At 64.9% G+C, this 24,414-nt stretch carries 21 protein-coding genes; 10 read left to right on the forward strand and 11 right to left on the reverse strand.

What is annotated here, in order from left to right; translation table 11 throughout:
* Nucleotides 1-28: 28 nt before the first annotated feature.
* Nucleotides 29-1,300, forward strand: coding sequence for an MFS transporter (locus HNQ08_RS08980; protein ID WP_184130148.1), 1,272 nt, complete (start codon nt 29-31; stop codon nt 1,298-1,300).
* A gap of 111 nt (nt 1,301-1,411) precedes the next feature.
* Here HNQ08_RS08980 and HNQ08_RS08985 read toward each other — a convergent pair whose 3' ends face one another.
* From HNQ08_RS08985 to gatC, 5 genes are all read right to left on the reverse strand, one after another.
* On the reverse strand, nt 1,412-1,858 hold the full coding sequence (locus tag HNQ08_RS08985; RefSeq protein ID WP_184130151.1) for a hypothetical protein: 447 nt from the start codon (nt 1,856-1,858) through the stop codon (nt 1,412-1,414).
* Nucleotides 1,855-2,379: a DinB family protein gene (locus HNQ08_RS08990; RefSeq protein WP_184130154.1), complete on the reverse strand. Its 525-nt coding sequence runs from the start codon at nt 2,377-2,379 to the stop codon at nt 1,855-1,857. Before HNQ08_RS08990 ends, HNQ08_RS08985 begins: the two co-directional genes overlap by 4 nt.
* A 62-nt stretch (nt 2,380-2,441) precedes the next feature.
* Nucleotides 2,442-4,406, reverse strand: coding sequence for an endonuclease (locus HNQ08_RS08995; protein ID WP_184130157.1), 1,965 nt, complete (start codon nt 4,404-4,406; stop codon nt 2,442-2,444).
* Nucleotides 4,407-4,908: 502 nt separating this feature from the next.
* On the reverse strand, nt 4,909-6,186 hold the full coding sequence (serS, locus tag HNQ08_RS09000) for a serine--tRNA ligase (RefSeq protein WP_184130160.1): 1,278 nt from the start codon (nt 6,184-6,186) through the stop codon (nt 4,909-4,911).
* The gene (gene gatC, locus HNQ08_RS09005) at nt 6,187-6,477 is read right to left on the reverse strand and encodes an Asp-tRNA(Asn)/Glu-tRNA(Gln) amidotransferase subunit GatC (protein ID WP_184130163.1); all 291 of its coding nucleotides are present in this window, start codon (nt 6,475-6,477) and stop codon (nt 6,187-6,189) included.
* A gap of 541 nt (nt 6,478-7,018) precedes the next feature.
* On the opposite strand from gatC, the gene HNQ08_RS09010 reads away from it, so the two are divergent.
* The 3 genes from HNQ08_RS09010 (at nt 7,019) to HNQ08_RS09020 (ending at nt 10,376) form a co-directional block, all read left to right on the forward strand.
* Nucleotides 7,019-8,278, forward strand: coding sequence for an ABC transporter substrate-binding protein (locus HNQ08_RS09010; protein WP_184130166.1), 1,260 nt, complete (start codon nt 7,019-7,021; stop codon nt 8,276-8,278).
* Nucleotides 8,279-8,563: 285 nt separating this feature from the next.
* Nucleotides 8,564-9,511, forward strand: coding sequence for a carbohydrate ABC transporter permease (locus HNQ08_RS09015; RefSeq protein ID WP_184130169.1), 948 nt, complete (start codon nt 8,564-8,566; stop codon nt 9,509-9,511).
* A 13-nt stretch (nt 9,512-9,524) separates the two neighbouring features.
* The gene (locus HNQ08_RS09020; protein WP_184130172.1) at nt 9,525-10,376 is read left to right on the forward strand and encodes a carbohydrate ABC transporter permease; all 852 of its coding nucleotides are present in this window, start codon (nt 9,525-9,527) and stop codon (nt 10,374-10,376) included.
* Nucleotides 10,377-10,468: 92 nt separating this feature from the next.
* Here HNQ08_RS09020 and HNQ08_RS09025 read toward each other — a convergent pair whose 3' ends face one another.
* Nucleotides 10,469-10,966: a hypothetical protein gene (locus HNQ08_RS09025; protein ID WP_244977072.1), complete on the reverse strand. Its 498-nt coding sequence runs from the start codon at nt 10,964-10,966 to the stop codon at nt 10,469-10,471.
* Nucleotides 10,967-10,985: 19 nt separating this feature from the next.
* On the opposite strand from HNQ08_RS09025, the gene HNQ08_RS09030 reads away from it, so the two are divergent.
* From HNQ08_RS09030 to HNQ08_RS09055, 6 genes are all read left to right on the forward strand, one after another.
* The gene (locus HNQ08_RS09030) at nt 10,986-12,197 is read left to right on the forward strand and encodes a lipid-A-disaccharide synthase-related protein (protein ID WP_342355688.1); all 1,212 of its coding nucleotides are present in this window, start codon (nt 10,986-10,988) and stop codon (nt 12,195-12,197) included.
* A gap of 231 nt (nt 12,198-12,428) precedes the next feature.
* Nucleotides 12,429-14,081 carry an RNA polymerase sigma factor RpoD gene (rpoD, locus tag HNQ08_RS09035; protein ID WP_268240012.1) on the forward strand — a complete coding sequence of 551 codons (1,653 nt, stop codon included), beginning with the start codon at nt 12,429-12,431 and terminating at the stop codon, nt 14,079-14,081.
* 339 nt (nt 14,082-14,420) lie between these two features.
* Complete coding sequence (locus HNQ08_RS09040) at nt 14,421-15,896, forward strand: DUF4129 domain-containing protein (RefSeq protein WP_184130179.1); 1,476 nt, start codon at nt 14,421-14,423, stop codon at nt 15,894-15,896.
* Nucleotides 15,893-16,876, forward strand: coding sequence for an AAA family ATPase (locus tag HNQ08_RS09045; RefSeq protein ID WP_184130182.1), 984 nt, complete (start codon nt 15,893-15,895; stop codon nt 16,874-16,876). Before HNQ08_RS09040 ends, HNQ08_RS09045 begins: the two co-directional genes overlap by 4 nt.
* Entirely contained in the window at nt 16,873-17,994 is a 1,122-nt protein-coding gene (locus HNQ08_RS09050; protein ID WP_184130185.1) for a DUF58 domain-containing protein, read from the forward strand. Before HNQ08_RS09045 ends, HNQ08_RS09050 begins: the two co-directional genes overlap by 4 nt.
* A gap of 89 nt (nt 17,995-18,083) precedes the next feature.
* A complete protein-coding gene (locus HNQ08_RS09055; RefSeq protein WP_184130188.1) occupies nt 18,084-18,356 on the forward strand; it encodes an M-like protein in 273 nt (90 codons plus the stop codon).
* A 49-nt stretch (nt 18,357-18,405) separates the two neighbouring features.
* Here the strand turns inward: HNQ08_RS09055 and HNQ08_RS09060 are convergent, their stop codons facing one another.
* From HNQ08_RS09060 to HNQ08_RS09080, 5 genes are all read right to left on the reverse strand, one after another.
* Nucleotides 18,406-19,584 carry a class I SAM-dependent methyltransferase gene (locus HNQ08_RS09060; RefSeq protein ID WP_184130191.1) on the reverse strand — a complete coding sequence of 393 codons (1,179 nt, stop codon included), beginning with the start codon at nt 19,582-19,584 and terminating at the stop codon, nt 18,406-18,408.
* Nucleotides 19,585-19,758: 174 nt separating this feature from the next.
* Nucleotides 19,759-20,913 (reverse strand): phenylacetate--CoA ligase family protein, encoded by a 1,155-nt coding sequence (locus HNQ08_RS09065; RefSeq protein ID WP_184130194.1) that lies wholly within the window; start codon nt 20,911-20,913, stop codon nt 19,759-19,761.
* Between the two features lie 71 nt (nt 20,914-20,984).
* Nucleotides 20,985-21,833, reverse strand: coding sequence for an ABC transporter ATP-binding protein (locus HNQ08_RS09070; protein WP_229790038.1), 849 nt, complete (start codon nt 21,831-21,833; stop codon nt 20,985-20,987).
* 105 nt (nt 21,834-21,938) lie between these two features.
* On the reverse strand, nt 21,939-23,126 hold the full coding sequence (locus tag HNQ08_RS09075; protein WP_184130196.1) for an ABC transporter substrate-binding protein: 1,188 nt from the start codon (nt 23,124-23,126) through the stop codon (nt 21,939-21,941).
* A gap of 162 nt (nt 23,127-23,288) precedes the next feature.
* On the reverse strand, nt 23,289-24,362 hold the full coding sequence (locus HNQ08_RS09080; RefSeq protein ID WP_184130199.1) for a branched-chain amino acid ABC transporter permease: 1,074 nt from the start codon (nt 24,360-24,362) through the stop codon (nt 23,289-23,291).
* Nucleotides 24,363-24,414 lie beyond the last annotated feature (52 nt).

Here is a 24,414-nt window from a genome sequence, read left to right on the forward strand (position 1 = left end):
CCGTTCGGTCTGGATGTACACTCCGGGAATGAGCGAGCCCGTCTCTCCTCCACCGACGACCGGCAGCAGACCTGCCGCCAGCACAAAGGTCATTCTTTTTCTGACCATCTTTACGGCCATGCTGGGCCTGAGTGTGCTATTTCCCATCCTGGCTCCGCTGGGCCGGCAACTGGGCCTGAGCGAAACACAGGTGGGCTGGTTTTCCACCGCATACAGCCTGATGCAGTTTGTCTTCTCGCCCATCTGGGGTGCGCGCAGTGAGCGAGTGGGGCGCAAGCCAGTGCTGCTCATGGGGCTGGTGGGCTTTTCCCTCAGTTTCGGGCTGTTCGGCTATTTCGCACATCTGGGTTTGCAGGGCACCCTGGCGGGTGGCGCCCTGTTTGGGCTGCTGGTGGCCTCGCGGGTGATTGGGGGGGTCCTGAGCAGCGCCACGCTGCCCACCGCGCAGGCGATGATGGCGGATTTAAGCAGTGAAAAGGACCGCGCGGCCAGCCTGGGCCTGATCGGCGCGGCTTTCGGGCTGGGCGTGGTCTTCGGCCCCGCACTGGGCGGGCTGCTGAGCACCTTCAGCCTGACCACCCCAATCTACTTCTCCGCCGTCTTGGGACTGGTGACCGCCGCCGTCGCTTACAGGGTGCTGCCCGAAACGCGCCGCGCCGACTCGGTACCGATGGGCAAGGGGGATCGCCGCGCTCTGCTGACGCGCGGGGCCATTCCGCTGTTCCTGGCCGTCAGCGCGCTGTCCACCCTGGCGAGCGTGGGAATGGAGCAGACCATTGCGTTCTACGTGCAGGACACGCTGAAGCTGACTCCTGGCAACACGGCCCGCACGGTAGGCGGCATGCTGGCGGTCTTCGGGATCGTGGCGGCGCTGGTGCAGGGTGGCGCGATCCGGCCCCTGAGCAAGAAGATCCAGCCCACCGCACTGATCTCGCTGGGTCTGGCGGTGATGGCGGCGGGCATGTTCCTGCTGCCGCAAACACATGCTTACTGGCCGATGACCGCCGCGCTGGCCGTCATCGGTGTGGGCAGCGCGATCCTGTCTCCCAGCCTGAGCGCCGCCCTAAGCCTGAGCGTTCCAGCCAACCAGCAGGGCGCGGTGGCCGGTCTGAACAGCAGCGCTCTGGCCCTGGGGCGCATGACCGGGCCGCTGATCGGCACTGGGCTGTACCAGACAGTCAGCCATGGGGCACCGTACCTGCTCAGCGGCGCGGTGCTGGTGCTGGCGTTGATCTGGACGCTGGCCGCACGGCCCCGGGTGGACATGAAGCCGGAAAGCGGAGCAATAAGAAGCGGATAGAGGACTGAGGGAAAAGAGGCCGACAGAATGCTTCTTGTCTCGCCCGATTTTTTCAGGTTTGAGAATCACGGGAGGAACTGACCACCTCTGCCTGACCGTTCCTCCCATCTCTCACTCCAGCACGTACCGCACCGCTTCCTCAAACCCGACTTTCTCCGCCTCGGTCCGTTTCAGGACCTTATTTGTCCGCCACGGCATCCAGTCGGTCTGCCCGGTGGTGCTTCTCAAAAATCCGCGCACGCCGACTTCCACGTAGCGGGCGTCCTTGCCCAGCAGAGCACTGAGGCCCGCACGCACCGCCTCTGGGTCGCGTAGGGGGCCGGTCAGGCGGGCAGAGGGAATGTCGGGCGTCTCTTCCGGCTCCGGCACAGGTTCGCCGGGCGGGCGGGTGGGTGCGGGATGCGGGCGGTACAGCTCCACGCGGAAGCCGTCCAGCACCAGCAGGGCGGCTAGGGCCTGCGCCTCGGGCAGGGGGTGGGCGAAGGTGACGTGGATGTCCAGCTCGTGCCCGCGCGTGCCTTTGTCCGTCTGGGACTGTGGGTTCTGTGTGTCGGTCATGCGGCGGCGCTCTCCTCCAGCAGTTTGCGGTGGTTGCGCATGTGCATGGTCACCATCCGCAGCCAGTCCAGCGCGTCAATCTCGCCGAAAAACTGGTGCCAGAAGGTGCGCCCCGGCGTCTCTGCAACTTGGGCGGCCATGTCCTCCAGTTTCCGGCGGTGTTCGGCCCACTCGGTGTCCAGCGCTTCGAAGGGCAGACCCTCGTCGCTGGGCAGCAGGGCTATGGGCGACTGCCGCTTGCCGTCCACGATCTCGCCCGGCACCTGGGGCATGGGCCGTAACGCCTTGTCGGACATCAGCAGGCGCAGCAACGGTACGATGCTGTTGTCGATCTTCAGGACGTGTTCGGCTTCCTGTGCGGGGGACCATTCTCGGCCCGACTGGGTTGTGTTCCAGTCGGCCTCGCGGCCCCGCAACTGTGTCTCAAAACGGTCCAGCTCTACGCTCAGGCGCGTGCGAACTTCCTCGGGGGTCTGGCCCATCGCTTTCAGGACGGCAGGATCGAACATGGATTGTGACATGCCCGCAGTGTACAGAGTTGGGGCCGGGCATTCCCGCATCCCCGCGTCGCAGTTGGCAAAGACTAGCGGCCCAGCCCTTCCGAAAAGTCCACCAAGGCACCCCATTCCGGATGATCAATCAGAGGGTTGCGGTTGCCCTGACGGGCGAATATCAGGGCGTTGCGATGCCTCTCCCAGTCGCCGGGCGGGGTGGCCACGTGCCACGCCAGCAGCGTGTCCAGGTGCCGGGCGCTGTACTGGCGCACCACGCCTGGGTAACGCAGTAGGAAATAGAGGGTGGCCCGCGCCGCAGCGCCCTTACCGTGAGCGGGTTCAAATTCGCCGGGATCGCGGCGGCCACAGTCGCTCCGAAGCGCCTCGCCGTAGTCGGGAAAGTCGAAATACGGTGTGTTGCCCCGGAACGAATTGCAGTCGGGTTCGCAGGCGAACAGATGATGCAGATCGCCGCGCATCGGCTCGCGCTTGCTGAACCAGCTTTGCGGCACGACATGTTCACAGTTGTATGGGAAAGCCTCTTCCAAGGTGTCAAGCGCGATACTCTCGCGGGCCGCCAGTTCGGTGCGGCGGGTTTGCGCGGCCAGATCGGCGGCAATCAGTTCCTCGGGGGTGTGTTCGCGGGCGCTGTACAGGCTGCGGAGTTTGCCGTCCGGCCACACGTCTACCGCCGGGTACAGTTCGCTGGCGGGCGAATAGCGCGGCGTCTGCGTATGGGTGCGCGTGACCAGTTGTGAAAGGGCCAGAAAGCGGGCCTGGGGCGTGTTGTCCACAGCCAGCCCCTCGTAATACGCGGCTGCTTTCGCCTCGTCCTGCGGGTCGAGGTAAGCGCCGGGCTGCTCCGGTTCGGGCTGCGGCACGGGCTGGGGGAGCCCCGCCTCTCCCCCCCTCACCTTGATGCTCAGGGTGACGGGCCAGCTGGCCACACCATCCGGACCAGGAGTCACCAGACCCAGATCGAGGGCACTGATGGCCTCGCGCACGCCTTGGCCAGGCACAGCAGGCGCGGAGACGATGATAGGCGGGCGGTTGCCACTCAGCACCTCTGCCACCAGGGCACTGTCCGCCGCGTCAGCGCGGGTTCGCAAGTCGTTCAGGATGCGGCTGACGCGCACACCCTCGTTGGCGATCCAGTCGATGTCGCTGTCCGGATCTCCGGGCTGGAGGGGCTGGCCGTCGCGCCGCAGGGTGCGGCCCTGGGCATCGGTCCGCGGAACGCCGCTGTGGTGCAGGGCCACCACCTCCCAGGCGTCGTTGAACACTGGGCTGCCGCTGCTGCCAGGAGAAGTATCGGTCTCGTAGTGCAAAAAATCGGGCAGCAGGTCTACCAGCCGATTCTCGCGCAGGGCAATCTGCTTGGTCTCGCCGCCGGGATGCTGCACGATGCTCAGGGCCTCGCCCAGCACGGTCTTGTCGGCACTGCCGATCATCGGGAGCCAGCCGTAAGCGGAAGTATCTCCGCGCACCGCCACCAGCGAGTAGTCCAGCGACTCGGAGGTCACAAACAGCGTCTCCGGATCAAGAGGAAGCGTGACGGGGGTGGCGAGTTCGCCGTCCGGCAGCAACTCGTAATTGAACTCGATCACCGCCAGCCGGGCAGTGGCGATGTCCTCCAGTACATGGTGGTTGGTCAGGATGGCGCGCGGGCTGCACAGCCACCCAGTGCCGAAGCCAACGGTGCGGCCCCGCGTGTCCTTCAATACTACCCGCCCCACCGCCCGGGACGCGCTGCGGGCCAGATCCAGGTACGCCACGCCCACCAGATCGTTGGCCCCCAGTACACGCTCGGCCTGGATACGGGTCTTGCCCGGCCAGCGCCCAGTAACCGCCGCCATTCTCTCGCGGCCCTCGGCCAGCGAGCAGGCATCGGCATAGGGCACGCCCAGACGGGTCAGGCGGGCCTCCAGTTGCTCTTGCGAATTAGCCGCCATCGGGCCGCCCACAGTCAGGCGTTCCAGCGTGCGCGTTCGCTCGGCGTCGCGGCTGATAAAGCGGGCATGCGTCTCCTGCAGCACTTCGGGCGGAATGTCCATGTCGACAGCGTAGCGGAAGGGGTGTGAGACGGGCACGGTAGCCCCAGGCCACCTTCACGTGGTGCAAATTTCGAACTTACAGCTTTCAACATACCTCGACAGGCGCTGCAAGAGAGACCCCTCGCATTCCTCATGGAGATCACCAAGAAAATTCAAGATGCGCTTGCTGAGACTCTGTGGGCCACACTGATTGCCGCTCAGAGTAAGGGCAGCATGAATAGGAGCATCAGCGTCCAACTGCTCCATGCAACAAGAAATGGACCGGGTCATCACGTCCTAGGACTCAAAAAGAGCCTTGAAGACTGCGATGAGCGCCTTTCGAAGGACGGCAGCTCTAATCAAGCCTGTGTTGTGAACAGGGACTTTGCCGAACCCGATGACCATGCCAGAGGACAGCATGACCGGGGTGACCTTGCCGCCCACCACAGTCAAAAACTTACGTGGAACTGCGAGTCGATCACGCAGCCACTACCTTTATGAGCTCAGCGCCGCAAATCTGCCCTCAGCGCACAGGCCTGCCGAGGCTGGTCTTCCCCCCCAGATAGGGGCGCAGCGCCTCTGGCACGCGAATGGTTCCGTCTGCCTGCTGATGGTTTTCCAGCAACGGCACCAGGATGCGGGGCGTGGCGATCCCAGTGTTGTTGAGGGTATAGGCGTAGGTCAGTTTGCCCTCCTCGTCGCGGTAACGCAGCCCAGTGCGGCGGGCCTGCCAGTCGCCCAGATAGCTGCAACTGTGGGTTTCACGGTACAGGTTCTCGCTGGGCACCCAGCTTTCGAGGTCATACATCAGCACTTTGCCCGCACCCATGTCGCCAGTGCAGTTCTGCACGACCCGGTATGGCAACTCCAGTGCCGTCAGCAGGTCCTCGGCGTTCTGCAGAATCTTGTCGAACCACTCCAGCGCCTCAGCCTCGTCGGCGCGGCACAGGACGTACTGCTCGACCTTGCGGAACTCGTGCACCCGGATCAGCCCGCGCACGTCCCGTCCCGCCGAGCCCGCCTCACTACGGAAGGCTGCGCTGATGGCGGCGTAAGTGATCGGCAGGGCGTTCAGCGGCAGTTGTTCTCCTGCGTACAGGCTGTTGACTGGCACTTCCGCTGTCCCGGCCAGCATCAGTTCGTCGCCCTCGATCTTGTAGACCTGATCCTCACCACCCGGGAAATGCCCGCTGCCCAGGAAAGCTTCCGGGCGTGCCAGAGCGCTGGTGCTCAGGGGAGTAAAGCCGCGTTCAGAGAGGAAATCCAGCGCGAACATCTGCACCGCCATTTCGAGCAGCACCGCCTCACCCTTCAGGAGGTAGCTGCGGCTGCCCGACACCCGCGCGACCCGCTCGGGATCGCTCCAGCCCTGACGTTCCAACAGTTCGACATGATCTAAAGGGGCAAAGTCGAATTCCGGCAGGGTGCCCTGGCGACGCAATTCCACGTTCTCTGAGTCGTCCCCGCCCACCGGCACGCTGGCCAGTGGAATGTTCGGCACGCGCAGCAGCAGCTGGCGCAGTTGCTCCTCGTGGGCGCGCAGGGACGGTTCCAGCACCTTGATCTCCTCACCCAGTTCCTTGCCCTTGACGATCAAGGCGGGGCGCTCGGCAGGTGTGGCTCTGGGAACCAGCTTGGCATTGGCATTGCGTTCGGCCTGCATGGCCTCGACGCGCTGCTTGACTCCCAAAAGCTCATGGTCCAGCGCCAGCAGTTCGTCAAGATCAAGGTTGACGCCCTTAACCTTGATGGCGTGCTTGACGGCACCGGCATTCTCACGGATGAATTTCAGGTCCAACATTCAGTCGGCCTCAACAGTGCGGGGCACACGGATAAAGCCGTCCTGCGTTTCGGGAGCCAGCGTTTCAATAACAGATAGAGGGAAAGCCGCACCAGACAGGTCATCGCGCAGAACGTTCACCAGATTCACCGGGCGCTGCATTTCCTCGACGCCACTCGTGTCGACCTCGCGCAGTTGCTCGAAGTAGCCCAGCACGCGGCTGAGGTCCTGGGTCATGGCTTCCCGCTCATCGGGGGTCAGTTCCAGCCGCGCGAGGCTGGCGAGGTGATCCATCTGGGCCGCGTCAATCATGGACGGCAGTATAGATTCCCTGCGCTGCGTTTGGCTTGCACTCACCGGCCAGCCCAGACAGGAAGCTCCGGGTAACATACAGCCCAGCCCCCAGCCCCATCTTTCGGCCGGATATCGCGTGACGGTCTAAGCCGTTGGTCATCCAGCAGCGCTGGGGTTCTGAGTCGTTGTTGCCAGTCAGGAAACGAAGGTCGCCAGCGGGAAGCGCATGCCCATCTCAATCCTATGACCCGAATGAAATGGGCGGGCCATCGTTATGATGAGCCGCCACTCCAGATAAGCCAGAGTCAGGGTTCCTAGCCCAGAAGCTTCACAAAACTCACCGATTCAACGGAGAGCTTGGAGCTGTTGCACACCATCTGAAAGCGACTTATAGCGCCCCCAACTCTCAAATTTAAAACCCAGAACTGGGAAAAGTCACATTGACACCCCGCAACGGGCGGTGTAGCCTTCCTGAATCACAACTGCGTATTCGTGGAACCGCTTCCGAGGGGAAGTGGCAAGGCCGAGGCAAGCTCGGCCCGTCCACACAGGAGGATTCATGAAGAAAGCTATTGCACTTGTCACCCTGACCGCCGCTATCGCCGCTTCGAGCCAGGCTGATGCCGTTCAGGTCACTCTGGCCTGCGGAACCGTGGGGCAGGAACTTCAGCTCTGCAAGGACGGCGCAGCGCGCTGGGCCAAGAAGACCGGCAACACCGTCAAGGTGTTCGAAAGCCCCAACCTGACCAACGACCGCCTGGGCCTGTACCAGCAGCAGCTGGCAGCCAAGAGCGACGCCATTGACGTGTATCAGCTCGACATCATCTGGCCCGGCCTGCTGTCCCAGCACTTCGTGGACCTGAAGGGGAAGATTCCGGCCGCTGAAGTCAACGCGCACTTCAAGAGCATTATCGCTGCCGATACTGTGGACGGCAAGCTGGTCGCCATGCCGTGGTTCACAGACGCCGGACTGCTGTACTACCGCACCGACCTGCTGAAGAAGTACGGCTACAGCGCCGCGCCCAAGACCTGGACCGAATTGGCGACGATGGCCAAGAAGATCCAGGACGGCGAGAAGAAGGCCAACTCCACGTTTGCCGGTTTCGTGTTCCAGGGGAAGAACTACGAAGGTCTGACCTGTGACGCGCTGGAATGGCTCGTGTCCTTCGGCGGCGGCACCATCGTGGATGACAGTGGCAAGATCACGATCAACAACGCCAACGCTGCCAAGGCGATGGACACCGCAGCAAGCTGGGTCAAGTCGATCAGCCCGGCGGGCGTGACCACCTACGGTGAGGAAGAAGCGCGCGGCATCTTCCAGTCAGGCAATGCGGCCTTCATGCGCAACTGGCCTTACGCCTGGGCGCTGGGCCAGAGTGACGACAGCAAGGTGAAGGGCAAGATCGGCGTGGCTCCCCTGCCCAGCGGTGGCAACGGGAACGCAGCAACCCTGGGCGGCTGGAACCTGGGCGTCAGCATGTACTCCAAGAACCAGGCCGCCGCCATCGACCTGGTGCGCTACCTGACCAGCGCTGAAGAGCAGAAGATTCGCGCCGTCGAAGGGGCGTACAACCCCACCCGCCCTGCGCTGTACAAGGATCAGGCCGTCCTGAAGGCCAACCCCTTCTTCGGCAGCCTGCTGGATGTGTTCACCAGCGCAGTGGCCCGTCCTTCCGGCCCCACCAAGCTGAAGTACAACCAGGTTTCGCAGGCCTTCGCCGGCGCAGTCAGTGACGTGATGGCGGGCAAGACCAAGGGCGAAGCTGCCGTCAAGAAGCTGGAGACAGACCTGGCCCGCATCAAGGGTCGCGGCTGGTAAGCGCGGTCCACCCACCCCTCACCGTGAGGTGAGCTGGGGACGCCCGCGTGGATCGGGGCGTCCCCTTTTTTGACTCGCCAGCAAATCAAAGACGAATGGTTGAGAGTTTTCCGTTCCAACCGCTTTTGCAGCAACACCTTCAAAATAGGGCCAAAGTCGACCGCTAAGCTGAAGACACCGCGTCAGAGCAGCCATATTTCACGACAGCACATTTCTTCTGAGCATCACGGGGTATCCCGACCGTTTTCGGGATTCCATCCTTCAGGGACAAGGAGGCCACAGACCATGACCATCAACGCGCCCGCCAAGCCTCCAGCTGCGCCCCCTGCCAGCCGCAAGCGGTCCCCCGGTATCGAGGCGTCCCGTGCCCGGACGGCCATCATCCTGCTGCTGCCCACCCTGATCGCTATCGTGCTGGTTGCGGGCTTCCCGCTATACCGCACGATCTTTTTCTCGGCGCAGGAGGCCAACCTGACCACGCCGGGCCAGGCCACCTTTATTGGCCTGGAAAATTTCTGGTTTACCACCGCCGAGGGCATCGGGCTGGGCTTCCTGCAAGATCCGCAGTGGTGGACCGCTGTGCGCAATACCCTGATCTTCACAGTGTTCTCGGTGTTCCTGGAAACCGTGTTCGGCATGATTATCGCACTGGTGGTGAACAGCGCTTTTGCGGGACGCTCCTTCCTGCGGACGGCCATGCTGATTCCCTGGGCGATTCCCACGGTGGTCTCGGCGCAGATGTGGGCCTACATGTACAACGATTCCTTCGGGCTGATCGGCCAGGGGCTGCTGGGCGGTCAGGCGCTGCTGGCCGATCCGTCCAAGGCCATCTGGGCATTGATCGCGGTGGACGTGTGGAAAACCACCTCGTTCATGGCGCTGCTGATCCTGGCCGGGCTGCAAAGCCTGCCGGGCGACATGTACGAGGCCGCCGACATGGACGGCGCAAGCAAATGGACGCAGTTCTGGCGCATGACTCTGCCGCTGCTACGGCCCGCGCTGCTGGTGGCCCTGGTGTTCCGCAGCCTGGACGCCCTGCGGGTCTTCGACATCATGTACGTGATGCTGGGCGCGAACGTGGCGGCCAGCACCAGCATGACCGGGTATGCCCGTCAGCAACTGATCGACAACCAGTTGCTGGGCACCGGGAGCGCCGTTTCGGTGGCGATTTTTATCATCATCATGGCGATCGTGGTCGTATACGTGACCGCCTTCCGCGTGAAGTTCGACTGAGGAGGGGACAGCTATGAACCTGAAACGCACCAATCCCGGACTGTTCTACCTCCAGCGGACTCTGTTCTACCTGCTGGTGATCGTGATCGCGGTTTACCTGCTGTTTCCCTTCGCCTGGGCAGTGCTGACCAGCTTCCGGCGGGCGGCCGATCTCTTCTTGCCGCCGCTGCAATTCATCGCCGCGCCCACCACCATCGACAATTACACGCAGGTGTTGACGAACCCCAGCTTCCGGCGGGGGCTGCTGTTCAGCACTATTGTGGCCGTGGGTGCTGTCGCCGTCAGCCTACTGTTCGGCTCGTTCGCGGCCTACGCGCTGGGGCGTTTCCGCTTCAAGGGCAAGCAGTTCATCATGTACATCATCCTCGCCGTCAGCGTATTTCCGCAGATCGCCGTGCTGGGCGGTCTGTTCACGCTGATCACGAGATTTGGCCTGTTCGACAACCCCATCGGCCTGATGGTCTCGTACCTGATCTTCACCATTCCGTTCACGGTCTGGGTGCTGACATCCTTCGTGCGCGACATTCCGGGTGAGTTGGAGGAAGCGGCGCTGGTGGATGGCGCCAGCCCCCTGCAGACACTGTTCCGGGTGCTGTTCCCGGTGATGATGCCTGCGCTGGTGACCACCGGCCTGCTGGCTTTCATCAACGCCTGGAACGAATACCTGTTCGCCCTGACCTTCATGAGTACCAATCGCACCGTGCCCGTGGTGATTGCCAACTACTCCGGCGCGTCGCAGTTCGATCAACCGTGGGGGCCGATCATGGCCGCCAGCATCGTGGTCACCATTCCACTGATCGCGCTGGTTCTAATCTTCCAGCGCAACATCGTCTCCGGCCTGACTGCGGGAGCCGTCAAGGGCTGAAGCTTCAGACGTTTTCGTAAGGGCGCCTCTCCGAAGAACTGGAGAGGCGCCCTTCTTCTGTTAACCAGCGCAGCGGTCACGTTCCGCCCGCCTCAGTTCAGCGGCCTGATCCGCTCTCGCTCTACTCCCGCATACGTATCCGCCACATCACGGATGATCCCACGCGCCAGGGTAATCAGGGCGTCCTCGCCAATCTCTTCCAGACGGAAGCAGCCTCCTTCACCGTACTCGCCCTGAAAGGCCCCGGCCACCCGGCGCACCCGCACCAGCACCTCGCACAGTCCCAGACGCAGCCAGGCAGCATAAAAGCCTCCTGGGGGCACGGGGCGCAGACGGTTGGCCGGGTCGCTGGTGAAATCCAGCGTCACGTTATTGAGCGGCAGGCCCGGCCCGCTGGCGGTGCGCAGGGCGTGGTACAGCGCGTTGATGAACGCCTGGCAGGCCTGTTCCTCAGCCTGACGCTCGTGGACATAACGGCGGATGGCAGCCTGTAGCTCGTCGAATTCACTCACCGGAAGACGCTCGTGGCGGACATGTTGGCCCTGTTCATACCATGTCAGCGCGAGGAAGCGGGCCCAGGAATGAAACATTCACGTTATGCTGCCTGACGTGACCCCGGCCCCTGTTCTCTTCATCTCCAACGGCACGGCAGAAGATCTGATCGGGGCGCGGCTGGCGGGGCTGCTGAAGCGTCCCGTCCTCTCTTCCCCGCTGGTGGGCGAGGGGCAGGCGTACGCGGAGCTCAACGGGGCCAGACGGGTGGGGCGCGTACTGCGGCTGCCCAGTGGGGGCTTTCCCTTCGGCAGTCTGGACAACCTGTGGGCGGACCTGCGCGCCGGGCTGATCGGCGAGTCGCTGGGCCAGTGGACGGACGCCGTGCGCGGGGCCAGCGACGCAGCCGCCATCATCGTCGTGGGGGACGCCTATGCGCTGATGGTGGGCACGGTGGCCGCCAGGAAGAACCGTCTGCCCCTGGTTCACGTACAGCCACTGCTGAGCGCGCAGTATCTGGACGGCCTGGGCGTGCGCGGCACCCTGCAGGAACTCAATGCCCTGGGAGCCAATCGGCCCCTGCCCTATGAACTGCGGCTGGCTCGCCGGGCCGATGCCGTGTTCGTGCGGGACGCCGCCACCCAGAGGTACTACCAGCAGCGCGGTGTCCCGGCCCGCTTCGCCGGGAGTTTCGCGATGGACGTGCTGCCCCCGCCAGAACGCGAACTGCATCTCTCCGCAGCCCGTCCGGTCCTCGCCCTGCTGCCCGGTTCTCGCGGGGACCACCGCGAGAGCCTGCCCGTGATGCTGCGTGCCGCTGCCCTGTTGCCGGAGGTGACACCGCTGGTGGCCTGGCCGCACACCTGGAACGCGGTGACGCTGCCAGACGGCTGGACGCTCCAGGTCCAGAGCGAGACCGAGGCCAGGGCAACGGGTGAGGCGGCCGAGGTGGTCCTGTGGCGTCAAGCGTTCGGCGCGGTGGCTCGGGCGGCAGACATCGCCATCGGCACTTCCGGCACGGCGAACGAGCAACTGGCGGGGTTGGGGGTGCCCGTCGTCGCCTTCGCCACGGGCGGCCCCCAGTACACCGTAGGGTTTGCGCGGCGACAGGGGCGGTTGCTGGGTGCGGCCCTGAGGGTGGTGGAGGCGGACCCGGCGGCGCTGGCAGCAGAGGTCCGCACCCTGCTGAGTCAGGGAACACGGCGGGCGGGCGCGGCGCTGGCTGGCCTGACCCGCGTCGGCCCGGCCGGAGCCCTGCCCGTCATCGCCGCGGAGATTGAGGCGCTGGCCCAGTCCGGCCGGCCTCAAGTTCACAGTCCGCACATCTGAACTCCACCGACTCTTCATCCTCTGAATGACGGAAACCTTTTCCCTGTTCGCCACGTATTCCTCTGTTGGCGGACTGATCGGTGGCATGGTAAAATGGACGACTGCCTTTGGGCGGGCGATGGCCCGCAAATGCGTTTGCTAGACTGGCGCGTTCCGGCATCCGGTCTAGTTCCTGACGACCCGAATTCCGCCTTCACCCGATTGACCCATTCTCTTGCCGCAGGAGGCCGCATGGCAGAGTCCAACAAAGCAGCACCCGATCCCGTAATTGACAATCCGCAGGCCGCCCCCAAGCCCGCCGACAAGAAGCGCGCCCGTGTGGGCGGGGCCAAGCCAGTCGCCGCCAGAGCCGCCCCTGTGCAAGAAACTCCGGCCAAGGCCGCTCCAGCCAAGAAGGCGTCCGCCAAGAAAGTAGCTCCGGAAGGCGAGGCTTCTGTCAAGGCCGCCGCCAAGAAGCCTGCACCCAAAAAAGCCGAGAGCACTGCGGCTGAACCAAAGACTAAGCAGGCGGCCAGCACCAAGAAAGCCGCTGATACCGAGGCACCCGCCAAGACCGATAAGAAGACGGCGCCTGCGGCGGCCAAGGCACCAGCTGGCAAGCCGGCAGGCAAGGCAACCGCTGCGCCCAAGGTCAGCGTGGCGGACAAGCCGTATTACGCGCACCCCGGCATTCAGGAGTTGCTCAAGACGGGCAAGGCGGCAGGCGTGCTGGCCTCCGAGGACATCGCCACGGCGCTGGCCACCGCACTGGAAGCCAACGGCCTTGATCCGGAAAACCCGGAAAACGCGGACGCCTTCGAGGACTTGCAGCTGTATCTGGCCGCCCAGAATATCGAGGTGCAGGACGCTGACGAGGACGACGAGGAAGAGGCCGACGACGAGGAAACTGAGGACGGCCCCGCCGCCACCCGCTCCGCCAACCAGCCCGACGATGAGGAAAAGTACTTTGACGACATGCCGCGTGCCGTTAGCAATGACCCGGTGCGCCAGTACCTGCACGAGATCGGGCGGGTGCCGCTGCTGACCCTGGAAGAGGAAATCGCGCTGGCCCGCCGCATCGAGGAAGGCGAAGAAGCCCGAAAGGTTCTGGAAGAAGAACTGGAAATGGAAGACCGCGCCCGCCGCCGCCAGATGCGTCAGGTCGAGGACGGCGCGGCAGCCCGCCAAGGTCTGATCGAGGCGAACCTGCGCCTGGTGGTCAGCATTGCCAAGAAGTACACCGGACGCGGCCTGGGTTTCCTGGATCTGATTCAGGAGGGCAACCAGGGGCTTATCCGCGCAGTGGAGAAGTTCGAGTACCGCCGCCGCTACAAGTTCTCCACCTACGCGACGTGGTGGATCCGGCAGGCCATCAACCGCGCCATCGCGGACCAGGCGCGCACCATCCGCATTCCGGTGCATATGGTGGAGACCATCAACAAGCTGACCCGCACAGCCCGCCAGCTGCAGCAGGAGCTCTCGCGTGAAGCGACGCACGAGGAAATCGCCGAGGCGATGGGACCGGGCTGGGACGCCAACAAGGTGGAGGAGGTCCAGAAGGTCAGCCAGGAGCCGGTGTCGCTGGAAACCCCCATCGGCGACGAGAAGGACAGCTTCTACGGCGACTTCATCCCCGACGACAATCTGGATTCCCCGGTGGACAACGCCGCCAAGACCCTGCTCAGTGAGGAACTGGAAAAGGCGCTGTCGAAGCTGACCGAGCGCGAGGCGATGGTCCTCAAGTTCCGCAAAGGCCTCGTGGATGGCCGCGAACACACGCTGGAGGAAGTTGGCCAGCGCTTCAATGTTACCCGCGAACGCATCCGCCAGATCGAGAACAAGGCGCTGCGTAAGCTGAAGTACCACGAGAGCCGCACCCGCAAGCTGCGCGATTTCCTGGACTGAACCACAGGCTTTCTGATCCCGCTCCCGACGCAATCTGGGGCGGGTCTTTTCTTTTCCCTGAGCGGGGAGGTGGCTCCCACTTTCCTCCTTTGCGATATTCCTGACCGACAGCTGCAAAATGAGGCGGCGACCGCGCTGTCCAAGCTTCTGCACTTTTGCCGATCCTGGCCCCTTTTGATAACAATGGCCCCCTCGTCGAGCTTGGGGCTGCGCGAGAGCAGTTCCTCTGGGCCGGAAAGCCGATGCCCCAAAACAAGCGCGACTTACGCCCCCGACTCCGGCAACTTTCCTGTATCGGAGCGCGTATTCTCCAGGCAAGATGACCTTTGGGAAAGACGGTTGACCACCGCGCCGCATGAAGAATCCTGGCTCGACGCGCCCGCCCGGGTCTCCTGGCGGGCCTACGGGCTGGCGCTGCTCCCGCTGGCGACGGCAGGCTGGCTGCCGTGGTGGGGGACCGCGCTGCTATGCGTGCTGTTTGGCCTCGCCGTGCGCTGGCCGCGCTGGGAGGAGGGGCGCCTGCTGCTCAGCCTGCTGATCGTGGGTGGCGCAGCGGTGGCCCTGGCCCCAGCCGCCCTGGCAACGGGCCGGACCGCGCTGGTGGGTCTGGCCCTGCATTACCTGGCCCTGTTTTTCGTGGCACTGGCCCTGAACTGGACCGCGAGCCGGATCAGCGATGGGCTGCGGCGCAGCCGCACTGCACTGCTCGCGCCCCTGCTGATCGGGCTGCTGGCCCCGCAGCCGGGGCTGGTGCTGGCCCTGGCTGGGGGGCTGCTGGCCGTGCCAGGCCGCGACGAGCGTAGGGGCAGCGGTCCGAGTAAACCGGCATCCCGTGTGTGGTGGACGGTGGGTGCGGCGCTGGCCGTACTGCTGATTTGCTCCGTGCTGCTGCCGCGTCAGACGGTGAACTGGGCAGATCCGGGGAAGCCGCCGTCACCATCTACCGTTCAGGCGTCACCGCCGGCAAACCAGGCGACGCCTCCGAACCTCACCCAGACTCCTGCCCCCCCGGCCACGCCCGGCCTGCAACTGCCCTTCCAGTTCAGCATAAACAACGTCTATCTGCCCATTGACGCGATTCTGCTGGTGGGGCTCCTGCTGCTGTTGGCGGGCGGCGGACTGATGATGAGGTTCCGACAGCAGCAGAGACGCAAACTCCGCCTCATCGAGATGCTGATGGTGGCGGGCCTGCTGCTGACCGGGGCGCTGTGGCTGGCGGCGGGCGTGCTGCTGTCCGGCGGCGACGGCGGAGGTTCGGGTGCGGCGCAACAGCCCGTTCCCGGCCGCGACAATGCCCTGGCAGCCATGCTGAGCAATATTACCGGGCGCAGGCAGATCGACATCAGCGGCTTTGTGCAAGGCCTGCTGTGGCTCAGCCTGGTGGTGCTTTTCTTGGTGGCCGCAGCGCTGTTCCGGCTCAACTGGACCCAGAACAGGCTGAAGGATGGCGAGGAGCAGGACCCGTCAGGACCGGACACCCGCCTCATTTCCTCCCCCCATGCACCCCTGCACCGTGTCCGCCTCGCCTACCGGCAGGCTGAGGAGGCCCTGCGGCAGCATGGGCGCGGCAGGATGGCGGCGGAAACCCCGGCGGGCTACGCGGCGCGCCTCTCTGCCCTTGACACGGTGCTGACCGGGCCACTGGACACGCTGACCCGCGCTTATGGCCCAGTGCGCTACGGCGGGCGCGTGACCGACGAGGACGCGGCCGGGGCCGAAGCGGCGACGCACGAGCTGGTAACGGTGCTTCCCACTTTGCCTCCACCGCACGATCCCCCCGACGAAGCCTCCCTCGCAAACAAGGAAAATCCATGACCGAAACGCCCATCTCACAACCATTTGCCCGCTCCATCCTGGACAACATCGCCCGCGTCCTGGTGGGCAAGGCGGACGTGTCCGGACTGGCCCTGGCCGGGGTACTGGCCGGAGGCCACGTTCTGCTCGAAGATGCCCCGGGTACGGGCAAGACGATGCTGGCCCGCGCGCTGGCCGTCAGCCTGGGCCTGACCTTTACCCGCGTTCAGTTCACTCCAGATCTGCTGCCCGGCGACGTGACTGGCGTGAGCGTCTACCGCCCCGCCAGCGGCACCTTCGAGTTCGTGCCTGGGCCGATCTTCACTGGCGTCCTGCTGGCCGATGAGATCAACCGGGCCACCCCCAAAACCCAGTCCGCGCTGCTGGAAGCGATGGGCGAGGGGCAGGTCACCGAGTCCGGCGTGACCCATACGCTGGAACAGCCCTTTGTGGTGATCGCCACCCAGAACCCCATCGAGAACGAGGGCACCTACCGCCTGCCTGAAGCGCAACTGGACCGCTTTCTGCTGCGACTTTCGGTGGGTTATCCCACCCTGGACGAGGAGGTGGCCATGCTGGCGCGCCTGCAGGGCCAGCACCCCATTTTCTCGCTGGAACCTGTGGCCGTGCCCGCCGATCTGCTGTCCGCCCGCCGGGCGGTTCAGGCCGTGCATGTTTCGGAGGATTTGCGGCGCTACCTCTCCTCGCTCTCGGCCCGAACCCGCACGCATGCTGCCGTGGCCCTCGGCGGTGGCCCACGTGCCAGCCTGGCCCTGCAGGGGGTGTCTCAGGCGCTGGCGTGGATGGAGGGGCGCGAATACGTGACCCCCGATGACGTGCAGCGGGCTGCTCCAGGCGTTCTGGCCCACCGTCTGAGCCTCAGGATCGAGGCGAGGCTGCAGGGTCTGCCCGCCGAGGAAGTGGTCCGCGAGGTGTTGCGATCCGAGCCGGTGCCCGTCGAGGCTGCCCCGCTGCAGGCCGAGGGCGCTGCCCGCCGGTGAACCTGCTGCTGACCGCCCTGCTGTGGCTGGGCGTCTTTGCCCTGCTGGCGGCGCTGTTGTGGTGGGCCTACCGTGCGCCACCGCGCGTCGCCCTGCGCCGGGAGGTGCCGCCGAACGGCTTTCAGGGCACCCGTCTGCCGCTCACGGTCCAGCTTGAACTTCACAGCCGCCTCCCGGTCCGGTATCTGATCGAGGACCCTACGCCGCGCACGGTGGTTTCGGAGACACCCGTGCGCCTGTCTGGTGAGGTCATGGGGACGCAGAGTCACGAGGTCCAGACCCGCGTGACCCTCAACAGCCGGGGCGTCTACGAGTGGCCGGGCGCGACGCTCCACTGGGCCGATCCGCTGGGCCTGTTCTGGCGCAGCGTTCCGGTGGCCGCCCAGCAGCGCTTAGACGTCTTTCCCGGTCCCCACGGCCTGCGTCTGCCGGACCTGCTGCGCCCCCTACTGAGCGAGGGTGGCCTAAGCCGCAGGCTGGGGCTGGACGATCCCATCAGTCTGCGCAGCGTGCGTGATTACGTGCCGGGCGACCCACCGGGCCGCATCCACTGGCGCTCCAGTGCCCGCAGCGGCACCCTGAGTGTCCGCGAACCCGAACGCACGGCGGCCAGCAGCGTGACCGTTTATCTGGATGTGAGCAGTGGGGGCGAGGTCTACACCGAGAGTGCCGTGCGGCTGGCGGCCAGCCTGGTGCAAGAGGCCCTGGCCCTGGAGCTGCCCGTTTCGGTGGCGACGAACGACGGCGCGACTCCGGCAGGCCGCCACGCCGAGGCGCTCCATTCTGCCCTGCTGCGGCTGGCCCAGATTCGGCCAGACCACGCAGCTCCGGTCATTCCGCCCACGCGCAGTGGGGGCAACCTGATCATCCTGAGCGCCAACCCCACGCCCGCTCTGATCACCGGGGCCATGCGGGCGCGGGCCACCGCCAGTCGGGTCGCCATCGTCGCCATGCCCGAGGGCTTTTACCTGGAACCCGGCGAGAAGCCGCGCCGCCAGTGGGTGGCCGCTCCCGACTCGGTCAGGAACCTGGAGCGGCAGGCCGGGGTACTGGCCGGGGCGGGCATCCTGGTCTTCGTGCTGCGCGGCAATCAGAGCGTGTTGCGACTGGGTGGCTGAGGCGGCATTCCTTTTGCCTTCCTCCGCCTGTTGCCAAGATGAAGGAAGCGCTCAGGCCCGTGCCCAGGCCTGCTTGGTAGCGTAGGACCATGACCCAGAATGACGACCGCCACGACGTGAAGCCCGCGCCCTCCACGGCAGCCGGTGAGAAACAGGAACCCACCAATGTGGAGCTGCAATTCATGGGCCACACCGATGTCCGTGAGGAACTGGACGCCGAGGTCAAAGCCGAGAGTCGCGAGACCGACGACTACCGTGAACGCGGCATGGACAAGCAGGACGTCGCCTCGGACCTGAGCATGGACGCCAGTGATCCGCCCAGCACCAACATGGGTGACGCCGATGAAGAAATGACCCCCTGAGCAGTTCAGCCTTCAGGGGATGGCGCGGCAGGGTCCAGCAGTCTGGAGGTCAGCCCCGAGTGGCGGCCAGGACTTTGAAGCCGCCCGTCCGCGCCAGTTCTTGTGTAGAGCCGATCTTCTGGAGAGCTGTCTCGTAGGGCAGGGGTTCATTCGCCACCAGATACAGCGTTCCACCCACCTTCAAGCGGCGTGAGGCCGTGGCCAGAAACTCCAGGGCCACGTCCAAGACCACGCCGCGCCCGATATGAAACGGTGGATTGGTCAGGATGAAATCGAAGGTTCGTTCGCCCAGAGCCGAGTCCACATCCGAGTGAATGACCTCACCATTCAGGTGGTTGGCCTCTAACGTCTGCCGTGAGCTGCGGACGCTCTGCAGATCGCCGTCGACCAGGGTGACGTCCGCTCCACGCTGGGCCGCCCATGCCCCAATCAACCCCGCGCCGCAGCCCAGGTCAAGCACTCGTTGACCGGCCAGATCCAACCCATCGAGCGTTTCGAGCAGCAACGTCGTGGCCTTGTCCGACTTGCTGGCGCTGAACACGCCGGGCAGGCCAATCACCTGCACCCCGAATGCCTCGTATTTTTCCGCTTCCGGGACGGGAGGCGTAGGGCCGGGACGGCGAACCAGTCGGGCCACGCGCATACCGCCGTCACGGGCCACCGTCTCCCCCGTCCCAAAGGCCGCGCCCGCCGCACGGACGTAGCGATCGAAGCCCTTATCGCGGTCTCCGGCCAGGTAGAGCGTGCCGCCCGGCGGGGTCTGCGCGTGCGCCCAGGCCACCTGTGCGAGCACATAGGCATTGCCCCGGTCGCCGGCCAGCGTCAGGGCCACCGTTCGCGCCCGCTCTGGCCAGCGCTCCTGCAGCGCGTCGCCTGGAACAGCGGCCATTGGTTCATGGCCAGCAGCTTCTAGCACGGCCAGCGCCGCCGCCGAACCCTCCACTGCACGCAGGGTCACGCCGGGCAGGCTGCCCAGCAGGCCGCCCGCCGCCGTGAGATCCAGCACTTCACCGGAGACCCGGTCCTTCCGCATCGTCTGCGCTAGCAACTCCTGGGCCGCTTCCACACCCGCAAAGCCGCGAACGCCGGGCTTGGTCAGCGCGCTCAGACCTTCCAGGCGTTGACCGAGTTTGGCAGGGCGAATTCCAAAATAGTTCCCGCCGGCCTCAGCTTCCTCACGCGCAGGCGGGCGGGCGATCCTGATTTTCTGCTTCTTACGGCCAGTCACAACCCTCGATCTATCACATGATGTTGCGCTATGCACTCATTCAAGAGCAACCCAACGCCATTCACATGCACTGCACAGCCCCAGGGCCCATGCTGAAGGGGCCAAACAATCCAACCTGACCGGGTGAAGTCAGGCACGGCTGCCCCACAACAGAAGTGGGGCTTTTTCCTGCTGCTATTCGCGCCCGTCCACCACACCCTGACCCTCGTGGTCTTCGGAGATCTCCAGCGCGTCCAGGCGAAGAGCGAACCGGCGCTGAAAATCGGCCCGCAACGCGTCCAAATCAGCAGACGGGTTTCCACGAACCGTCAGACCCAGGCGATCCGCCCCCGCCTGTGACCACAGCCGCAGGGTGTGCTGAGTATGGTCCAGCCCGTGTCCCGCCAACCAGAAAGCAACCTCACGCGGGAACAGTTTGACGCCCTTGGCCTTGAGCATGCCGCCCACATTGCCGAAGACACCGCCGGGCAGGTAAACGCCGTCCGCACGCCGTTCCAGCCGGGTCAGATCCCCTGTGCGGAACCGCAGCAGCGGCATGGCCTGCTTGCACAGATGGGTCACCACGAGTTCGCCGCGTTCGCCCTCGGGCAGGGCCGCCCCGGTTTCGGGATCGATCACCTCCAGATACACCCAGTCTTCCAGCACACGCAGGCCGTTCTTTTCAGGCGTTTCCAGGGCCATCATTCCGGCCTCGCTGCTGGCGTAGGCGTCAAGCGCCACGCCGCCCAGAGCCGCCTCCACCCGCTCCCGCCGACCCACGATGCTGGTCAGCGGCTCCCCGGAGGAGATCAGCAACTCCACCCGCGCGCCCGCCTCACCCAGCCGCTGGGCGAAACTGGGGGCCGAGACGAGCACCCGCACACCCAGTTTCTGAATGGCCTCCAGTTGCGCCTCGGACTCGCCGGGGCCGAAGGGAAGGGTCTTGGCGCCCAGCAGCTCGAGGCCGTCTTGCATGATCCAGCCGCCCGCAAAACGGTGGTAGCCGAAGGCAATCTGAACGTGGTCTGTGGGCCGGACACCAGCCCGTGCCAGGGCGGAGGCCGCCGCGCGCCCATGCGCGTCAATGTCGGCCCGCGTCGCATATTCCGGCAGCCAGCTCCCACCCGGATGCGGCGTGAGGTGAACGCGCACGGCGTCGGGATGGGCGAGTTCACCCGCCTCGAACGCCTGCGTGAGTCTCTCGCGGCTCAGGAAGGGAACGTCGGCCCAGTCTGTTTTTTCGGGGAGATTCTGAAGGGCAGCGCGATAAAGAGGCAGGTGTTTAAGCCTGGCCAGCACTTCGGTCTGATGCGGGGGGGAAGTGGTACTCGGTTGGAGCGTATTGGTCATTGGGTATCCTCTGCGGGAGGAGTGAAGCGGTCAAGCCTGTGTGGCGGTCTCCGATTCCCGGCGCCCCACCCTCACATCCAGCGTTTGCGCCGCTTGTAGCTCTTGACGTCCCTGAAGCTCTTGCGCGCGCCGCCCTCGGTGACGCCCAGGTAGAACTCCTTGACATCGGGATTGCTGGCCAGCTGGGCGCTGAGGCCCTCCATCACGATGCGGCCGTTTTCCATGACGTAGCCGTAATCGCTGTTCCGGAGGGCAATGTTGGCGTTCTGCTCCACCACCAGCACGCTCAGGCCCTCCTCGCGGTTGATGCGGCGCACGTTGTCGAAGATCTCGGCCACCAGCAGCGGCGCGAGGCCCAGGCTGGGTTCGTCCAGCAGCAGCACGCGTGGGTGGGCCATCAGTGCGCGCCCGATGGCGATCATCTGCTGCTCGCCGCCGGAGGTGTACCCGGCCTGCTTGTGCCGTAGCGCGGGCAGCTTGGGAAAGTAGGTGTAGATACGTTCCAGATCAGCATGCCAGTTGCCCCGCCCCAGGATCGCCCCGGCCCGCAGGTTTTCCTCCACCGACAGGTGCTTGAAGACACGGCGGCCTTCCGGCACCTGCACCACGCCGGATTTGACGACTTCGGTGCCGTTCAGGGCGCTCAGGGTCCGGCCCGCAAAGGAGATGGTGCCCTCCCTGATCTTGCCGTTCTCGGGTTTCAGCAGGCCGGAAATCGCCCGCAGGGTTGTCGTTTTGCCCGCACCGTTGGTCCCGAGCAGCGACGTGACCTGCCCGGCCCGCACTGTCAGGCTCACGCCGCGCAAGACCTGAATAATATCGTGATAGACGACTTCTACATTGTTGACGGTCAGGTCATCCTGGCTGGCGGAGGTCTGGGCGGGCGGGGCAGAAGCGGGTTGGGGGGAAGAGAGGGTCATGGGCGTGGGCCTCCAGGGCGGGGGCAAGCTGGAATGGGAAGGAGGCGTGGGTCACGCGCCTCCTTCCCCAGGCAATTCCAGCAGGGGTAAGTCAGGCGAGGCGCCTCATTTCATCGGATGAATGAGCTGGAACAGCGCGCTGCGCTGCGCCCCGGTGATCGCCTTGAAGTTGCCGGTAGCGTCGGCCTGCAGCAGGCGCTGGCTTTCGGCGCCGATGTGGTCCTTGGCACTGAAGGTCACCGGGCCAACGGCAAAACCAGGGTTGAAGGCTCTGGTACCGTTCATGCTGATCAGGCCCTTGTAGACCCCGGCTGCGTCCGGGGAGTTCCCCGCGCGCTTCATGGCCTCGATGGCGATGGCGGCGGCCTGCATCCCGCTGGTGTAATGCACGCTGCGGATGGTGTCGCCCGCACGCTTGTACTGTGCGCCGATCTTCTTGACCAGCTGGATGCCGGGCTGGTTCCCCTCGTCGTACAGGTAGTAACTGGTGGCCCAGATGAAGTCCTTGGCAGCGTCCCCAGCCAGCTTGGTCAGGTCCTCACCGCCGGTGTAGTGCGCGCCCATGAACTGCATCTTGCCCAGCAGGCCTAGGCGCTTGGCGTCCTTGAGGATGTTGGCCACCGGCCCGGCGGTGTTCTGGTTGATGATGTACTTCGCCCCCTGCGACTCCAGCCGCTTGAGCAGGGCGGTGTTGTCCAAGTTGTTGCCGCCCACTTCCTGCACGTCGGTGATCTTGAGGCTCAGGCGTTCGGCGGCCTTGCGGGCGTCCACCACCGGATCGCGCCCGAAGGGGCTGGGGTTGACGACCAGCGCTACCTTCGCGCCGCGCTCCTTTTTCGCGATGTATTCCATCAGTGCCACGATGTTCTCGGAATAGCTGCTGACCGGCAAGAAGGTGTAGGTGTTGTCCGGCGCGTCGATGATGCCGATGTGATAGCTGGCCGTCAGCGTGGGAATCTTGGTCTCCTGAATCACGCTCTTGAGTTGCAAGGCTCCACCCGTCGCGTAGCCCAGGAACACCGGGGCATTCAGGTTGCCCACGAAGTCCTCGAAGTTGCGCTGGGTGTTGGCGTTGTTGTACTGGTCATCGCGCGTGACGCAGTTCAGGGTGATGCCCGGCAGCATCTTCTGCGCGTTGGCGTATTTGCAGTAGTCCTCGACGCCCGCCGCGTAGCTGGCCCCGGCATCGCTCGTCGGCCCGGTGATGGCCCCGGACCACGGCAGCGTGACCGTCTTCTGGGCCGCGGCGAAGGAGAGGGAAACGAGGGCGGACAGCAGCAGGGTTTTCTTCATGGGTGGATCCTCCAGAGGGTGAGAGGGCGAGAAAGAGAAACAGGCGTTGAGATTGGGAGGTGTTCGAGTTCATTTCGTTCCGCGTCGGTCAGAAGTGCGCCTGCCCGTCGCTGCATTGCATGAACGCTTGATCTTGGGCCATTCGCTCTGCTCACGGGACCGCTAGAACTTGTACGGCCACTTCTTGAAATAGAGCCTGGACAGGCGCCACCAGTTGGCCAGTCCGCGCGGCTCGAACATCAGGAAGAGGACGATGGCGAGGCCGAAGGACAGCGGGCGCAACGCTGTCGCCACGTCCACCCCCGCCGGGAAGAGGTTCTGCGAGCCGAGCCACTGACTGCCGTTGCCCACCAGGCGGTCCAGGGTCACGATGAACAGCGGCCCCAGGAAGGACCCCGGCAGGCTGCCCAGGCCGCCCACAATGGCCATCGCCAGCAGTTGGATGGAGATGTGCAAGCCGTAATCTTCGATCACCACGGCTTTCTGGAAGTACGCGAACAGCCCGCCCGCGATGCCCGCGTAGAAAGAGCCGATCATGAACGCCATGATCTTGGCGGTGCCGGGGTTGATGCCCATCGCGGCGGCAGCCCGGTCATTGTCCCGCACGGCGATCAGCGATCTTCCGTGTTTGGTGCGCAGTACGTTGCGCCACAGCAGCCCCATGACCACCAGCACGGGCAGAATCAGGTAGTACCACACGAAATTGTGGTTGAAGAAGGTGGCCTTGACCCCGAACACCTGAACCTGCGGCAGGCTGATCGCGCCCCCCTGCGCCAGCAGCGGCGTGTGCCCCACCCCCCACTCGAAAATGATCTGAAAGGCCAGGGTGGCCACCGCCAGGTACAAGTATTTGAGGCGCAGGCTGGGCAGGCCGACGAAAGTGCCCACCAGGGCCCCCGCGATTCCCCCGATGGGAATGGCGAGGAAGAACGGCAGATTCAGCCGCGTGGCGGCCAGCGCTGTGGCATATGCTCCTACGCCCATGAACGCGGCCTGCCCGATATTGATCAGGCCGGTGTACCCGGTGGTGATGTTCAGCCCGATCACCGCCACGGCGTAGATCATGATCATGTTCACGTCACGCAGCATGGTCTTGGGCAGGATCAGCGGCAACAGCAGCAACAGACCGATCAGGACGATCACGCTCAGTTGCTCGGCGTAGGTGGCGAAGATGGTCTGGTCCTGCTGGTACTTCGTGCGGTAATTGCCGGTCTGGGTGAAGCGGGAAGCGGGCATCAGCGCACGTCCCATGCGGACGTGGGGCCAAATGCAGGGGCTTTCCGCAGAC

The sequence above is a fragment of the Deinococcus humi genome (genome assembly GCF_014201875.1).
Classification (GTDB): domain Bacteria; phylum Deinococcota; class Deinococci; order Deinococcales; family Deinococcaceae; genus Deinococcus; species Deinococcus humi.

What these genes read in the sequence shown, in the direction of transcription:
- HNQ08_RS08980 (WP_184130148.1), top strand. Translation starts at nt 29, where the DNA reads ATGAGCGAGCCCGTCTCTCCTCCACCGACGACCGGCAGCAGACCTGCC.
- HNQ08_RS08985 (WP_184130151.1), bottom strand. Translation starts at nt 1,858, where the DNA reads ATGACCGACACACAGAACCCACAGTCCCAGACGGACAAAGGCACGCGC.
- HNQ08_RS08990 (WP_184130154.1), bottom strand. Translation starts at nt 2,379, where the DNA reads ATGTCACAATCCATGTTCGATCCTGCCGTCCTGAAAGCGATGGGCCAG.
- HNQ08_RS08995 (WP_184130157.1), bottom strand. Translation starts at nt 4,406, where the DNA reads ATGGACATTCCGCCCGAAGTGCTGCAGGAGACGCATGCCCGCTTTATC.
- serS (WP_184130160.1), bottom strand. Translation starts at nt 6,186, where the DNA reads ATGTTGGACCTGAAATTCATCCGTGAGAATGCCGGTGCCGTCAAGCAC.
- gatC (WP_184130163.1), bottom strand. Translation starts at nt 6,477, where the DNA reads ATGATTGACGCGGCCCAGATGGATCACCTCGCCAGCCTCGCGCGGCTG.
- HNQ08_RS09010 (WP_184130166.1), top strand. Translation starts at nt 7,019, where the DNA reads ATGAAGAAAGCTATTGCACTTGTCACCCTGACCGCCGCTATCGCCGCT.
- HNQ08_RS09015 (WP_184130169.1), top strand. Translation starts at nt 8,564, where the DNA reads ATGACCATCAACGCGCCCGCCAAGCCTCCAGCTGCGCCCCCTGCCAGC.
- HNQ08_RS09020 (WP_184130172.1), top strand. Translation starts at nt 9,525, where the DNA reads ATGAACCTGAAACGCACCAATCCCGGACTGTTCTACCTCCAGCGGACT.
- HNQ08_RS09025 (WP_244977072.1), bottom strand. Translation starts at nt 10,966, where the DNA reads ATGTTTCATTCCTGGGCCCGCTTCCTCGCGCTGACATGGTATGAACAG.
- rpoD (WP_268240012.1), top strand. Translation starts at nt 12,429, where the DNA reads ATGGCAGAGTCCAACAAAGCAGCACCCGATCCCGTAATTGACAATCCG.
- HNQ08_RS09045 (WP_184130182.1), top strand. Translation starts at nt 15,893, where the DNA reads ATGACCGAAACGCCCATCTCACAACCATTTGCCCGCTCCATCCTGGAC.
- HNQ08_RS09055 (WP_184130188.1), top strand. Translation starts at nt 18,084, where the DNA reads ATGACCCAGAATGACGACCGCCACGACGTGAAGCCCGCGCCCTCCACG.
- HNQ08_RS09065 (WP_184130194.1), bottom strand. Translation starts at nt 20,913, where the DNA reads ATGACCAATACGCTCCAACCGAGTACCACTTCCCCCCCGCATCAGACC.
- HNQ08_RS09070 (WP_229790038.1), bottom strand. Translation starts at nt 21,833, where the DNA reads ATGACCCTCTCTTCCCCCCAACCCGCTTCTGCCCCGCCCGCCCAGACC.
- HNQ08_RS09075 (WP_184130196.1), bottom strand. Translation starts at nt 23,126, where the DNA reads ATGAAGAAAACCCTGCTGCTGTCCGCCCTCGTTTCCCTCTCCTTCGCC.
- HNQ08_RS09080 (WP_184130199.1), bottom strand. Translation starts at nt 24,362, where the DNA reads ATGCCCGCTTCCCGCTTCACCCAGACCGGCAATTACCGCACGAAGTAC.